This window comes from Schinkia acidoalkalinis (assembly GCF_054301215.1).
Genome location: NZ_CP182573.1, coordinates 109,589 through 124,546, shown reverse-complemented (window position 1 = coordinate 124,546; position 14,958 = coordinate 109,589). Strand labels below are relative to the sequence as shown.

The 14,958-nt window shown below is 37.2% G+C and carries 16 protein-coding genes and 1 riboswitch; of the genes, 4 read left to right on the top strand and 12 right to left on the bottom strand.

Annotated features, from left to right (window positions below; translation table 11 throughout):
* Positions 1 to 20: 20 nt before the first annotated feature.
* The gene (locus ACNQFZ_RS00590) at positions 21 to 221 is read right to left on the bottom strand and encodes an RNA chaperone Hfq (RefSeq protein ID WP_035196445.1); all 201 of its coding nucleotides are present in this window, start codon (positions 219 to 221) and stop codon (positions 21 to 23) included.
* Between the two features lie 344 nt (positions 222 to 565).
* Between ACNQFZ_RS00590 and ACNQFZ_RS00585 the strand changes: the two genes are divergently transcribed.
* Both ACNQFZ_RS00585 and pepT read left to right on the top strand, forming a co-directional pair.
* Complete coding sequence (locus tag ACNQFZ_RS00585; protein ID WP_458413430.1) at positions 566 to 760, top strand: hypothetical protein; 195 nt, start codon at positions 566 to 568, stop codon at positions 758 to 760.
* Positions 761 to 841: 81 nt separating this feature from the next.
* On the top strand, positions 842 to 2,074 hold the full coding sequence (gene pepT / locus ACNQFZ_RS00580) for a peptidase T (protein WP_458413429.1): 1,233 nt from the start codon (positions 842 to 844) through the stop codon (positions 2,072 to 2,074).
* A gap of 48 nt (positions 2,075 to 2,122) precedes the next feature.
* Here pepT and ACNQFZ_RS00575 read toward each other — a convergent pair whose 3' ends face one another.
* Both ACNQFZ_RS00575 and ACNQFZ_RS00570 read right to left on the bottom strand, forming a co-directional pair.
* Positions 2,123 to 2,644 (bottom strand): YfiT family bacillithiol transferase, encoded by a 522-nt coding sequence (locus ACNQFZ_RS00575; RefSeq protein ID WP_458413428.1) that lies wholly within the window; start codon positions 2,642 to 2,644, stop codon positions 2,123 to 2,125.
* 161 nt (positions 2,645 to 2,805) lie between these two features.
* Entirely contained in the window at positions 2,806 to 3,771 is a 966-nt protein-coding gene (locus ACNQFZ_RS00570; RefSeq protein ID WP_458413427.1) for an MBL fold metallo-hydrolase, read from the bottom strand.
* Positions 3,772 to 4,227: 456 nt separating this feature from the next.
* On the opposite strand from ACNQFZ_RS00570, the gene ACNQFZ_RS00565 reads away from it, so the two are divergent.
* Entirely contained in the window at positions 4,228 to 5,118 is an 891-nt protein-coding gene (locus ACNQFZ_RS00565; protein WP_458413426.1) for a LysR family transcriptional regulator, read from the top strand.
* A 181-nt stretch (positions 5,119 to 5,299) separates the two neighbouring features.
* Here the strand turns inward: ACNQFZ_RS00565 and ACNQFZ_RS00560 are convergent, their stop codons facing one another.
* From ACNQFZ_RS00560 to ACNQFZ_RS00520, 9 genes are all read right to left on the bottom strand, one after another.
* Positions 5,300 to 5,794 (bottom strand): aromatic-ring-hydroxylating dioxygenase subunit beta, encoded by a 495-nt coding sequence (locus ACNQFZ_RS00560; protein WP_458413425.1) that lies wholly within the window; start codon positions 5,792 to 5,794, stop codon positions 5,300 to 5,302.
* Between the two features lie 17 nt (positions 5,795 to 5,811).
* Positions 5,812 to 7,095 carry an aromatic ring-hydroxylating oxygenase subunit alpha gene (locus tag ACNQFZ_RS00555; protein WP_458413424.1) on the bottom strand — a complete coding sequence of 428 codons (1,284 nt, stop codon included), beginning with the start codon at positions 7,093 to 7,095 and terminating at the stop codon, positions 5,812 to 5,814.
* Positions 7,096 to 7,234: 139 nt separating this feature from the next.
* Positions 7,235 to 8,293 (bottom strand): amidohydrolase family protein, encoded by a 1,059-nt coding sequence (locus tag ACNQFZ_RS00550; protein ID WP_458413423.1) that lies wholly within the window; start codon positions 8,291 to 8,293, stop codon positions 7,235 to 7,237.
* A gap of 285 nt (positions 8,294 to 8,578) precedes the next feature.
* Positions 8,579 to 9,580 (bottom strand): LLM class flavin-dependent oxidoreductase, encoded by a 1,002-nt coding sequence (locus ACNQFZ_RS00545; protein WP_458413422.1) that lies wholly within the window; start codon positions 9,578 to 9,580, stop codon positions 8,579 to 8,581.
* 307 nt (positions 9,581 to 9,887) lie between these two features.
* On the bottom strand, positions 9,888 to 10,289 hold the full coding sequence (locus ACNQFZ_RS00540; protein ID WP_458413421.1) for a bacteriohemerythrin: 402 nt from the start codon (positions 10,287 to 10,289) through the stop codon (positions 9,888 to 9,890).
* 192 nt (positions 10,290 to 10,481) lie between these two features.
* Positions 10,482 to 11,645 (bottom strand): vitamin-B12 independent methionine synthase, encoded by a 1,164-nt coding sequence (locus ACNQFZ_RS00535; protein WP_458413420.1) that lies wholly within the window; start codon positions 11,643 to 11,645, stop codon positions 10,482 to 10,484.
* A 31-nt stretch (positions 11,646 to 11,676) separates the two neighbouring features.
* Entirely contained in the window at positions 11,677 to 12,405 is a 729-nt protein-coding gene (locus ACNQFZ_RS00530; RefSeq protein ID WP_458413419.1) for an OsmC family protein, read from the bottom strand.
* 12 nt (positions 12,406 to 12,417) lie between these two features.
* A complete protein-coding gene (locus tag ACNQFZ_RS00525; protein ID WP_458413418.1) occupies positions 12,418 to 12,777 on the bottom strand; it encodes a DsrE family protein in 360 nt (119 codons plus the stop codon).
* Between the two features lie 14 nt (positions 12,778 to 12,791).
* Positions 12,792 to 13,052 (bottom strand): sulfurtransferase TusA family protein, encoded by a 261-nt coding sequence (locus tag ACNQFZ_RS00520; RefSeq protein ID WP_458413417.1) that lies wholly within the window; start codon positions 13,050 to 13,052, stop codon positions 12,792 to 12,794.
* Between the two features lie 294 nt (positions 13,053 to 13,346).
* Positions 13,347 to 13,453, top strand: a riboswitch (SAM riboswitch).
* Between the two features lie 151 nt (positions 13,454 to 13,604).
* Between ACNQFZ_RS00520 and ACNQFZ_RS00515 the strand changes: the two genes are divergently transcribed.
* The gene (locus ACNQFZ_RS00515) at positions 13,605 to 14,945 is read left to right on the top strand and encodes an MFS transporter (RefSeq protein ID WP_458413416.1); all 1,341 of its coding nucleotides are present in this window, start codon (positions 13,605 to 13,607) and stop codon (positions 14,943 to 14,945) included.
* Positions 14,946 to 14,958 lie beyond the last annotated feature (13 nt).

Here is a 14,958-nt window from a genome sequence, read left to right as displayed (position 1 = left end):
CCATTAATCTGTGTTCCATTTTATTTTACTATCGTGCTAATGGCACCTTTTCCCAACATCTGCTGTTGTCCTTTTGAATCAATGAGGATGGTGAAATTGTCATGACCGATAATTTTACATTTTAATGGAACTCCATTTGTAGTATAAATGGTTACAACACGGCCACTTTCAATAATCTCATCCAAAAATCTTGTTTGTAAATCAAATTTACCATTTGTCATTTCATTAAACCCCTTATGCGTGTATTTGATTTTTTCCTCATTCTATTTACTCGTCTATTACAGGTATTTACAATTCATTCTATTTAAATACTATCCTTTACCATTTTTATTCTATGCTCGATAGTAAAATCCTGCTTTTATTCCTGACTTATTTCAGGATATTAGCAGGTATTTATTTGAAATTGCGCTTTTTGCATGGCTGAATGGATAAAATATTCTTCAATTTATAAAACCACAAAGATATCCGAACATATTTTCGCAACCCCTTCGTTGTAAACGAAACATACGTTCTTTATAATTGCAATATATTGAACAAAAGTTCTATTCGAGCTGGAGGTATGATTATGACTTATAAACTTTTATATACAAGCTGGTATGGCGGACAAAGAAAGATTGCTGTATTTGATTTTAAAAAAGGAGTTACCATTGAATTTACGCTGGATGAATTAGAAAAAGGCGGGCTGGATAAAGCACTTGTTCATTATATATATGAAATAAGAGAAACCATCGATTCTGGACGTTGGGATTATCCTGGTTAAAACAACTCTCCCAAAAATGTGATAGTCCGACACAAACAGTGGTAAAATAAACCTGTAGAAGAAAAAGGAGATGAGTGTCATTTGAAAAAAGAAATCATTGAACGGTTTACGAGCTATGTAAAAGTGGATACACAATCTAATGATGCGAATGATACATGCCCTTCTACCCCAGGGCAGCTTACGTTAGCAAATATGCTTGTTGATGAATTAATGACAATCGGCATGCAGGAAGTTATTATTGATGATAATGGTTATGTGATGGCGACACTACCGGCCAACACTGAAAAAGAAGTGGCAACGATCGGCTTTTTATCACATGTTGATACAGCCACTGATTTTACCGGTAAGAATGTGAACCCACAAATCTTCGAAAATTATGATGGTGGTTCTATCCAACTAAATGAGAATGTCGTGCTTTCTCCAAAGGATTTTCCATCATTAAACACATACAAAGGACACACTTTAATCACTACGGATGGAACTACTTTGCTTGGGGCTGACGATAAAGCCGGGATTGCTGAGATCATGACAGCCATGAATTATCTCATTCAACATCCTGAAATTAAGCATGGAAAGGTTAGAGTGGCCTTTACACCTGATGAAGAGATTGGTCGTGGCCCACATAAATTCAATGTTGAAGCCTTTAACGCGAAATATGCCTACACTATTGACGGTGGACCGCTTGGCGAGCTTGAATATGAAAGTTTCAATGCAGCAGCTGCCAAAATTACAATTAAAGGGAAGAATATCCACCCAGGGACTGCGAAAGGCAAAATGGTCAATTCCATGAAAATTGCGATGGAGTTAAACCGCAGACTTCCTGCTGAGGAGGCGCCGGAGTTTACGGACGGCTATGAAGGATTTTATCATCTACTTTCCATTGAAGGAAATGTAGAAGAGACAAAGCTGCATTATATCATTCGTGATTTCGATAAAGAAAAATTTCAAGAAAGAAAAGCAAAAATAGAAAAAATCGTGCAAGACCTAAAAGCAGTACACGGTCAGGACAATGTCATCCTAGAAATGAAAGACCAATACTATAATATGAAAGAAAAAATCGAGCCCGTAAAGGAAATCGTCGATATTGCTTATGAGGCGATGGAAAAACTGGGCATTACACCAATTATAAAACCAATCCGCGGTGGTACTGATGGGTCGCAATTATCCTATATGGGTCTGCCAACACCCAATATTTTTACAGGTGGAGAGAACTATCACGGCAAGTATGAGTACATTTCTGTCGACAATATGGAAAAAGCGACAAATGTAATCATAGAAATCATTAGGCTTTTCGAGCAAAAAGGAATGAAATAATAAAAAACGCGTAGATCTCCAGATGGAGACTTGCGCGTTTTTTCATCCTCACTTCCATCCTTTACTTCTACATAACGTCGTAATATGGGCCAAATGATGCTTGCCATGCCAAGCTAAAAAGCCAAGATTTATACCAATTTTGCTTTCACCTGATACTGGATGTGTCAATACTTTTTGGAAATCATCAGCACTTAGATTTTGTAAAAGATTGCAAAAACGGATATGTAATGCCAGCAGTAAGGACAAAGAAACCTCAACTGGCAATTTGTTGTCGGATAGCTCAGCCCATTTACTCTCATCAAAAGGATTGATGACAGGATTTTCACTTGTTAAAGCAAGCTTGAAGCGGACATAAGCATTCAAATTTGTATCTGCAATGTGATGGACAACTTGTCGTACAGTCCATCCTCCATCACGATAAGGAGTGTCAAGCTGCTCTTGGTCTAAATTTTTAACAGCATCCCTCACCAACTCCGGCAGCTGTTCAAGATCACTTATCCAACCATCAAGCATATTCTTAGTAATCTCTCCGGAAAATTCAAATTTACCAATTGGATACCTTACATCCATTTTATTTCCCCCTTTGCGATTATCCTATTTTTAGTTTTACCTATAAGCACAGTTAAAAGATGTGTACCACTTTTTATTATAGCAGAATCCAGGGTCAGAATGGATGTATAACCTTTCTGTTAAGAAACAGCAAAAAAGCACGAGAAAACACACCTCCTGCTTTAATGTAAATAATGCCATACCCCATTTATTTTTTCTCTTTTCACCTTATCATTCACTTCTAAATAATCCAAATGGCCAATAATCTCAGACATTACTAAAGAAAATTGTGCTTCATACTTTGTTTTATAATACTCTTTGGCGATTTCGCTAGCAGTCGTGGCTCCTGCTTCTATTAGTGAAAGAAGTCTCATTGCTTTTGTTTCAACATTTTCTAGTCTCGTTTTGATTAATTGTGTAGGCTGATCAATCAATATTCCATGACCTGAGAAAATATAATCAATCGGGAGTGTGGTGCACTTTTTTAATGACTTCATTTGTTCAAGCAAAGAACATATTCGCTCCCCGTTCTCATCAGGCTCAACAATCGCATTGCTTGAAATATGATGAATGAGCAAGTCCCCGGAAAACAAAGCCCGACATTCCTTATTTAAGAATGCAACTTGGTCTGGTGAATGGCCCGGCATTTCGATGACATCAAAGGACTGTATTACGTTGCCCAAAGGTTGAATGTCTGCCTTAATTTTAAGATGTTCATTTTTTACAATGGCAACTTCAAGCTTGTTAACCTGACGCACTCCTGCTTCCCCACAACCGTTTTCTTCATACAATTGCTTAAAAAAATCAACTCGATTCCGCAAAAATTCCGGATCACGCTTTAACCGAGGTATTGCTTTCTCATGTGCATAAACAGGAATCGAAGCCTCCGTTGCAATTCGGTTGATAAGCCCAACATGATCAACATGATGGTGGGTAATGTAAATACCAGAAAGATCATGTAGAGTAAATCCATGTGTATGGAGAGTCTCGTTAAATAAATTCCAATAATTCTCGTTGTTAATGCCGGCATCAATTAAATATAAAGCATATCCATCTTTAATTAAGTAACTATTGAAGCTTTTTAAATTATGATGAACAGGTAAAACAATGGGATATATTAGTAAATTACCTATTTCCAAAGGTTTCATTTTATCACATCCTCTATAAGTGAGGGGCCCCCATGTCCCCGGAGACCGAGATTAGTCCCCTTTTATCTATCGACAGTGAAGGCTGACAATGTCAATGCCCCATTTTGCATAATCAGCAGTTACTGTCTAAACACACATAGGTGTTATTTACAATAAATGTATGCTTTATTTTACCAAAGTTGTATATAAGTTGTAAAAAAATATGCTTTCATAAAAATGATGAATAAGTTTTGCCATCTCTACTTTTCACTATCACTGTTATGTAAACGTTTTATTAGTTGATATATTAGCTTTCCCATCAATTGACAAATCATGGAATATGCACTAAATTATACTTTATATAAAACTTTTTATCTTATTTATAATAAGTTTCAATACAAGATTACTAGCAATCAATTCTCTATTAGATCTATCACTTATTTGAAAGAAAGATAAGCTAATAGGAAGGGGAATAAGATGGATTTTAACCAGCTTGAAACATTTTATCAGCTTGCGAAAATTCGGAATTTTTCAAAGGCTGCCAAAGTCATGCATTTATCACAGCCCTCGGTTACGGCACGTATTCGAAATTTAGAAATTAGTTTGGATTGCACTCTATTTAATCGCGATGGGAAAAATCTATCACTGACAAATGAAGGGGAAGCACTCGTAGAATATGCAGAACAAATTTTACCCTCTGTTAAGGAAGCTAAACGAGCAATCAAATCTATAAATAAACCAAAACTTACAGTCGGTTTTTGTCCAGCTATCTCTTTTACTATTTTATCTAATACAATCGAACGATTTTCAAATGAAACGGGAACCTCCTTGTCGGCATTTGAGGGGCCGCCATCATTTTTGCTATTTAATAAAGTAGTCGCGGATGAAATCGATTTAGCATTTATTCGAAATCCATATTATGACAATAGTTTAGTAATCGAGCCATTTTACAAGGATCGTTGGGAAATATTTATGTCTGTTAATCATCCGCTTAGCAGTCTTGATACTATTACGAAAGACGACTTAAAAGGTCATACAGTGATAGCATATGACCGAAATACGGATGTATGGAAGAAATACGAAGATAATTTCTTGGGTGTCAATAGCATTCAAAAAATAGAAATAAGGAATATTGAGTTACTAAAAAAAATAGTCAAAAAAGGAATTGGCTTTAGCTTTCTTCCATTATTATCGCTAATAGATAATATAAAAGAAAAAGAGATATCTGTGAAAAAATTGCAGAATTTTAAAAAGACTGAGGAAGATATTTATTTAATTTACAAAAAAGATTCTTGTAAAACTGATCTCATTGAACTTTTTATTTCGATTTTTAATAGTGAAATAACTAAAAATACGAGAAACAACTAATCTATTAAAATCGCATCAACAAGAAAACGGCGCTGTAGAAAATTACTTTCTTCACCGCCGTCTTTTTTTATGGTATAATGGTCTTACTTTAAGCTATAAAGCCTTACCTAGGATCGCCATCCTAGGGATTGCCGTTCTTCCTATAAGTTCTTTTTTTGGGTGCAGATTGCAGCTGTCCCACTTATAAAATGATACTTATTCTTGAATGTGGTCTTAATCCTTCCAAATCGAGAACGGCTTTTCTCTTCTTGATTTTCAACTCATTATTTTCATTCACTAATGTGTAATGGTATTTCCCAATGTATGCATCAGTAAATCCGTATCTCATCCGGTATACGATAAAATTTGCAGTAACCTCTACTTCACCATTTTCGTCATTTAGAATTTGAACATTCGTAATGAATCTGCGCGTACGCGAACGTGGATTTTCAGCATGTGAAAATTTACTGCTCAACCGCTTTACGCGTGCCTTTAATCTAGAATAATCATCAGCAATTAAAAATAAACTCTTTTGAGGATCGCCATCCTGTGCATCCGTAGTCGGCACTGAGTACATTGCATCTTCTCTCACTAATGTTAACCACTCATCTAAACGCCAGCTATCCAACAAATCAGCTTCCTTGTATAAAAAACTTTCAATCACTTCTTTAGTTACTTTTTCTTGGGCTACTGTCATGATTTTCCCTCCTCGTTTTATACTAATTTAGGCTCTTCTTTTTCAGACTTCTGTTTTTCGTCGACACTCATTAATTGATCATATTTTCTCCAGAAAGATCTCATTTGCTTTTCATCCGTTGTTGGTGAAATGTCACGTTGCATACCTCTTGAAATATCGGACCATTTCACTTCATTGATTGTCTTTTTAAATCCTAACTGAGCAGTTTCTAATGATTCGATATCATCCGGTGTTGCAAAACCGCCTGGACCTAGGAATGTTAAGAATGTATCTAAACGATGCGCTTTTTCTTCGGCATTCTCATCAACTGGTCCTAATGCCCATGCAGTTACTTCCATATAATCTGGGCTGATTGGATTCCAAGTTCTAATAGTTAATGACATAATGTCATTTATGATTAAGTTAGGGAAGATCCAAACATTTCTACTTATGTCCATGATTTTATGAGCTTTTTCTTCTCCAAGTCTATCAATTAATTCTTGGCGCTTCTTCTCAATACGAACTCGCGTTTCTTCTGACCAATTATCCTGCCATTTCGCAACTGGCCTTCCCCATGGACCCTCGTACTCCATCACGGCATGGCCATTTCCAAGGGAACGTCCTTCACCGAACAAACCTTTTGCTACATCTTGACCTTCGTCTACCATAAAGTCAAGATATGTTTTATGGTTATAAGCAACATGATAACCATCAATACTGTTTTCACCTAATAACTTCCAATTAGCACGAATTGCATATTTTTGAGTGCCTTCTATTACTTCCATACCACATGCTGACTGATCGGCAACATAATCCAAATAGTCTTTTGCTTCAGCTAAATACTCCTCTAGACTTTCAGCTTCATTATTATAGTTGCAGAATACAAAACCTTTATAGCTCTCACTTCTTACTTCATGTAAACCATAATCTTTCTTTTTAAAGCTTTCTGGATAACCTGATTCCAATGGAACACCAATTAATTCACCTGATGTTTTAAATGACCATGCATGGTACGAGCATAAGAATGTTTTACAATTTCCGCTCTCACCACGACATACTAATGATCCACGGTGTGTACAAGTATTTAACAATACATGAACTTGACCTTCGTCATCACGAGTGAAAATAATTGGTCTTCCAGCCACATCTCTTGTTTTAAAATCTCCATTATTTTTTATTTCAGATTCATGACCTACAAAAATCCAACAATTACTAAAGATTTTCTCTTGTTCTTCTTCTAGTATCTTAGGGTCAACAAACGTTTGGCGATTTACTAAAAACTTTCCTTCTTCCTTATTGTCAATGATATAATTTTTACCCACATTGATCACCTCTCTAATATTTTTATGAAAAACATTATTACTACTAACCAAAAGTCTTTTCTATGTAAACTACGAAACCCCTTACATTTTTCTCACCTCCTATTGGTTTTTTGTAATTATTTTATAAAAAAATATAAAACTAAATGTGGCTGATTTTATTGTTTTGAATTTCGGTTACTAGCTTCCGATCAATATTCAAAAATGTAAGAGCATTGTTCAGTTTAATATTTTTCATTTGAATCTCAGAAAGGCTACTGCAACCATCGATCACTTTTCCTGGTGGATACTCCCCTAAAAGAAAAGGATAGTCAGACCCTACTACGATGTTTTCATCTCCAAATTTATCAAGTAAAAACTTTACATTACCTTCATCATACATGAGTGAATCATAATATAATTTTTTGGCAAAATAGCTTGGCGGCTTTTCTGTGCTTCTTAAATGCGGCCAAATTTCCCAGCCACGGTCAAGTCGGCCAAGAATAAACGGGAAAGTTCCACCACCATGGGCTAAACAAATCTTTAGATTAGGAAACTTTTCTAACACACCACTCAGGATTAAACTTGCAGCGGACACACCTGTTTCATTTGGATTTCCAACAGTGTACATCAGACCGTTTTGCGACATCTTTTCTTTGCCAAGCACATCCCAAGGATGGATAAACAGGGGAACATTCCATTTTTCCGCATACATGAAAAAGTCATTGAATTTTTCATCATTGTAATAGGTCCCATTTACATTCGTTCCAATTTCTAAACCGCTTACTCTTAGCTTGTGAACACAGCGATCCATTTCTTGGATAGCTAATTGAACATTCTGCATCGGGACATTCCCTAAACCTACAAATCTTGTTGGATATTGGCGTACAATATCTGCTATGTAATCGTTTTGAAGTTGTGAGATTTCAAGTGCGCCTTTAGCATCGGCCCAGTATGTAAACATAACGGGTATTGGCGAAAGGACTTGCATTAAAACATTATGCCGATCCATATCTTTCATGCGTTCCTGTGCATCCCAACAATTTTTCTCAACATTCCGGAAATGTTTTCCACCTGTATAGATGGTTGCTCCGCAGCTGCAAGTCAGTTCGTGTGTTGTTGAACAATTTCGTTTGATTGTTGGCCATTTTTCTCCACTGTACTTTAATGATAAATCCGGTAAAAAGTCCGGAATGATATGTGTGTGAAAATCAATTCTCATATCTGCCACCCCTTGCAATTTTTAAATTTTGATATGTAACTAAAATGAGTACTTGAAAAAAGAAAACTAGCTTTAATTTTCTAAAAATTCTGTATTATGTTTACGTTTTCACTTTACCATGTCTGCTAAATTGTTGTCTAATAGAAAAAAACTTGTATTTTCATATGAATTTTCATAAATAAACTATAGAGACTAGCCTGCCTGAGTGCGGCAAGCAAAATAAAAAAGTGAGATAAAAACCAGAATCACTGGATTCATCCCACTTCTTTTATTTAGTAATGTTTTCTATTTGCCTTCAACTACTTCTTTTAAAATTTCATATGAGCGTTTTTGTTTATTACGGTCAAAAATATACGACACAGCCATAATTTCATCGACATTATACTTCTCTTGAAAGGCCGTCAATTGTTCACGGATTGCATCCTTGCTTCCTAATAAAGTAACGCAGGACATAGAAGTTGCCATTTGTTTTTCTTGTGGAGTCCAAATATCAACCATATTTTCAACCGGCGGGCTTAACGGCATTCGTGAACCACGAACAACATTTAAGAAAAATTGCTGCATCGTTGTCGATTCAATAACGGCGTCCTCATCGCTTTCACAAGCAATCACATTTAAACAAACAATCATATAAGGAGAGTCTAAATACGCCGATGGCTGGAATCGATTCCTGTAAATTGCTATGGCTTCTTCCATAAATCTTGGTGCAAAATGGGAAGCAAATACATAGGGTAAGCCTAAACTTGCAGCTAAATAAGCAGAATCTGTTGATGACCCTAGAATATAAATTGGAATATTTGTGTTCACACCAGGATAGGCTCTAACGTATCCTTGCCGTTCTTCAGGTCCTAAATATGTAAGTAAAGCCTTAACATCCTCTGGGAATGTGAAGACAGAATCGTTTTTAGATCGCCTTAAAGCGTTGGCAGTCATCATATCTGTCCCTGGTGCCCGGCCAAGACCTAAATCTAGACGATCAGGATAGATCGTTGCCATCGTTCCAAATTGCTCTGCCACGACCAACGGAGAATGGTTTGGCAGCATGACCCCACCAGATCCGACCCGAATATGTTCTGTATGTTCCAATGTATGTTTGATTAAGATTGATGTAGCTGAACTTACAAGTGTCGGAGTGTTATGATGCTCGGCAATCCAATAACGGATATAGCCCATTTTTTCAGTCGCTTGTGCGAGATCAACCATTGCATCAATAGCTTCTTTAGCCCCCTGCCCTTCACGGATAGGAGCAAGGTTAAGAACTGATACGGGTATATTTAAATTTGCCATTTTACATTGTCCTTTCTATTTCAGTATACAAAACCATAGTACCAATTCGAGACATAGAAACAAACTTTAGTGCTCGGATTCTCAATAACAAAAAGAGGATGCTTTGGTAATTTTTTATAGGTCAGTTGGAGGTAGATTCGTAACGATGAAAACCACTATTATTTTCGGGTTCTATTATTCCGGAAAGAGGTTTACTTGCTGGAAGCGAAGGAATTATTATAGCAATGCATTAAAAAAGGTAGAATCGCCTATTTGAATTCTACCTTTTTGAGATTATAATTTTTCTATAATAGCTGCAGTAAATCTATTATTTAACTCCCTTTTCATTTAAATATGGACCATACTTTTTATCTGTATTTGGAATATGTTGATATAGCCAATCACGGACGAAAGCAGTAATTTCTTCGGTTATCTCAACTTCTCCTGCGTTAAATTTGCCTTGAATCTCAGCAACTTTTGAAACTAAATCATCATGTGCAGCTTTATGTTCTGCATAGTTTGGAAATTCGTTTTCTTGCATTAACTTTTCTTCAGTTGCAAAGTGTTCAACTACATACACAACTAAAGCATTCAGTTTGTCTGCAATGACTGCCCGATCTTCAGATAATGAATCATGTAATGCATTTACCAGTCGAAAAATCTCTTGATGTTGATCATTTACCTCATCAATGTTTACGTCGTAAGTTTCACTCCAAGTCATTAATGCCATTTGTAAAACCTCCCAATTTTTCTAATTAATGGAAATACAAATACATTTTAGCATGATTAAAGCTACCTTTTAGCATAAAATAAACGAAATAATTGAATATTTTGTGAACCTTGTCACAAAGAAAAGAGGCTGATTCCGTTATATTCATGAGAATCAGACCTCTTAAAAGTAAAGCATTGTTTATTTTGATTATCATATCCTAAGCATTTCCGCCGCTTTTGCTAATATTTTCAACTTCTTAAACGCGGCTTCTTCCGTGTTCATTGGTCGTTGCGCAAAGGTTCCAAAGCCGCAATCTGGATTTAAGAAAATCTTGTCCGCTGGAATATAGTTGGTTGCTTCTTTTACTCTAGCAACGATATCCTCCGGCGTTTCTACTTGCGGAATTCTCGGGTTGACCACACCTAAACCAAGCTCCACATCTTTTCCGTTTAGCTGGTTTAATGTGTGTAATTCGCCTGCTCTTGGCGTTGCGAATTCTAAAATCAGCTGATCCACATCCATTTGTTTAAAATATGGCATAACGGGGTCATATGGTCCACGTAATAATGTGGATTCATCCGTACTCCAGTTTCCACGGCAGACATGAACACCGATTTTCGTGCCGCGACCTCTCATGCCTTCAGTAACTTGATTGATGAGTGAGGTTGCAAATTTTAATTCATCTTCGGCATCTGCCTTCGCTGTTAAAGCCCCGCACATAAAGGTGCGATTCGCATTCTTTTGTGTAAAGACAATTTCCGTTAATACGGGCTCATCCATTTGAATAAAATAAGCTCCTTCAGCAATTAATTCCTCAATTTCCTCACGTAATACCTTCACAATATCTACTGCCAAATCTTCTCTAGTTGGATAAGCGCCCTGGGAAAGCCCTTCAATCCACATCGAGCGCGATAATAAATATGGACCCGGAATGGCAACTTTTATCGGTTTTGCTGTGTGCTGTTTTAAAAAGCGTAATTCATCTGCCGCAATGGCTTTCTTGCGTTTGATTTTACCAACAGCCGCCGGGTTCGTTAATGAAAAGGCTGGCACATCAAGCGTACCCAAGATTTCTTCGAAGCTAGCTTTATCTTCAACGTAGTCTAATAGTTCTGAAACGGTTAACATTTTGACATTCTCAATCTTTTCAGCAACAAACGAGATGAAATTATCACGTCTTTGTTCGCCGTCAGACACGATATCTATTCCAGCTTCTTCTTGGTAATTGAGGCATTCTAATACTGACTTGTCTGCAATTTCATTAAATTGTTCCTCGGTTATTCGCCCTTCCCGCTTATCACGCAAGCCTCTAAGAACCTCGCGTTTTCTTGGCCAACTACCGACGACAGTCGTTGGAAACATTGGTAAGTTCATGATTTATGCACCTCATTACTATTTTCTCACCTTAATATACAATCGAAAACTTAAGGTCTATCTCTATTTGATCCTTTAATGTTTGATAGATTGGGGATCTTTCTAATGTCTGCTCCCAAATCCTCTCGAGCAAATCCTCATCGCTCGGTGAAGAAACATAGACGGTCCCAGTTATTTTTGTAATTTTAGGGCTTCCCACATCTTCTAGTTCCATATGATAAAGTACATTATCCAGTTGTCCTTTTAATGTAACCTCAAATTCATCTATAATTATATTTTTCTTGGAAGCTTGCATTTTAAAGCCGACTGTTAAGCATGAACCTAATGCACTTAGAAAATAGTCAATCGCACTAGGCGCTTCCACCTTGGGGCTAAATTCAGCAGGCTGACCAACTAAAAAGGTATGATTTCGAGAATGAACCTTGGCAGTTAAATTTTTTTCACCTTGAATACGTACGGTCCATTTGTAGCCTTTTGCTGCTTCTAGGTCCGCTTCCAATGTCCGCTCTTCTTCTCCGCCGCCTTTTTTTACAAAATATCTTTTATAGCCGCCTTCAGCATCCGCCATCCCTAAAAATTCATGTTTCACCATGCGGCACCAAGCAGGCAAGTCACCTTCCACCGATGCCTCCCTGCTTCTTATTTCAAGGATCCCGCCAATGTTAAGCGGGTCCATATTTTTTTTAATAATTAACAACAATCCAGAGCCACAGTCTAAATCGCCGCCATCACAGATTCCATCCACTTCCGGAATGATCATTTTCTTCACTCCTTAGTATGTAATGCATGCTGCTCCGTTAGCTAAAAATTCAACTAATGTTGCTCCCCCAACAATTTTTGCACCCTCAATCAGTTTGCTTTCATCCAAGCCGCGTTTCTTAACGCATGGTGAACATACCCAAATCGTACCGCCTGCTTCAACAAATGAATCGATTAATTGCTTGATTGGTGCAAATCCTTCTTCATGGATATCATCCGCATAGCCTCGCTCAGAAAGGTAGGCCCCTTCAGAATTTAAAAATACAACTGTTTCCACACCTGACGCTACAGAGGCATTTGCCACAACAAATCCTAATGTACATAAATCCGTATTATTTTTTGCATTTGTGATACTTACAGCAAGTTTAGCCATCTAAAATCTCTCCCTTAACATTTTTTAATATAAAAATTAGTGGTTAATAAACCCTCTTCATCCATGGCAAGCAGTTGATGACCTTGCATACGGCACCACGCCGGGACATCTTCCACTGCACCTAAGTCATAAGAAATTACTTTAATCACTTGGCCCTCCGTCATTTTCTTCATTCTTAAGAATAATTTCACAATTAATTCCCCACAACTATCTGGGCCAGCGTCATAAAGTTCATCGTACTGTATACAATTATAATTTATTTTTATCACCTCCATTAGCTTTTCTTATCTACATTTCAAATTATAAATGAAACTCTCGAAAAACGCCTCATATTTTTGCCGTATTCGGGTGGACAAATCTAAAAATATTTTAAAATAGAATTATCTGAACATTTCTTTCTATTTAAACGATTAATACTCAATTGTAAGTATTGAATTTAGTGTAAATTGATAAATATTTCTAAATTAATTAAAAATTCAATTGACAACCTTTTTCTACTCTACTATAATTCCATTATCAACATAGTGTTTACCTTATTTAATGCCATAGGCAAAAATTTAATAAAGATACTCTTATCCAGAGTGACGGAGGGACAGGCCCGATGAAGTCCGGCAACCATCAATCAATGATTGATAAGGTGCTAATTCCTGAGACAATTAATGTCTGAAGATAAGAGGAGGACCCCCTCTTCTTATTGACGAGGGGGTTTTATTATGATTACAACATAAAAAACAATAAATGATTCTAAGTATTATTCCAACCATTCCAATCGGGATAATTGACACCAAACAAGTAGTTTCACTAAATACAAATCGGAGGTGTTTGCATTGGCAAATAGTAATTTAGCCTATTCTATCAATGAAACTGAAAATGAACAAAAAGGCTTCTCAAAGGAGCATCGAAAAGTTGCGATGGCCAGCTTCATCGGAACAACAATTGAGTGGTATGATTTCTACCTTTATGGTACGGCCGCTGCTCTCGTTTTCCCGGCATTGTTTTTCCCGACTTTCGATCCGCTTTATGGAACACTTGCGGCGTTTGCCTCTTATGCAGCAGGTTTCATTGCGAGACCGCTGGGAAGTATGGTTTTTGGACATTTTGGCGACAAGGTTGGACGCAAGAAAATGCTAACCCTATCGCTCATTCTTATGGGTTTATCGACGTTCTTAATGGGCTTTCTCCCTTCCTATCAATCTGTCGGACTATTAGCACCAATCTTAATCAGCGTTCTTAGGATTGTTCAAGGATTTGCTGTTGGCGGGGAATGGGGCTCCGCGGTCGTCATGTCAGTCGAACATGCACCGCGTGGTAAAAGAGGCCTTTTTGGAAGTTTTCCACAAATGGGAGTGCCTGCAGGACTATTATTATCAACGCTAGCATTCTCACTCACAACGAATAGTATGTCAAATGAAGCTTTCACACAATGGGGATGGCGGATTCCATTTCTTTGCAGCGCTGTATTAGTTTTATTTGGACTGTATGTACGTTTAAAAGTTAGTGAATCACCTGTTTTCCTTGAGGCTGTAGCAAAAAAACAACAGGAAGAGCGTCCTGTTCTTACCGTTATACGAGAGCAAAAGAAACCGTTAATCCTGACTATTGGGATGAAATTACTTCAAAATGCGGTATTTTATATTTATTCTGTATTTGTGCTCACTTATATTGTAAGCACACTTGGCATGGATCGTTCCGTTGGACTTAATGCCGTCATGATCTCGTCTGTTGTTGGTTTTGCTACAATGCCGTTTTGGTCTTATTTATCTGATAAAATTGGACGGAAACCAGTCTATCTTTTCGGTGTAATTGCTTCTACATTATTTGTGGTTCCATTTTTCTGGTTAATGAATACAGGATCAGTCCTTTTGATTACAATTGGAATCATTCTAGGGTTGAATGTTCTGCACGATGCCGTTTATGGACCCCAAGCAGTTTACTACGCTGAACTCTTTGGAACAAAGGTCCGTTTAAGTGGTGCATCAATCGGCTATCAAATAGGAGCAATTCTCGCCGGTGGCTTCTCCCCAATGATAGCAACCGCCCTGCTCGCAAAATTCGACGGTTCAAGTTGGCCAATTAGTATTTATTTAGTTGCACTCGGTGTTATAAGTATTGTTTGTACCCTGTTTGCCCGTGAAACATTTCGCGATTCGTTAACAGAATCTAACTAGTGAGGTGAAAAGT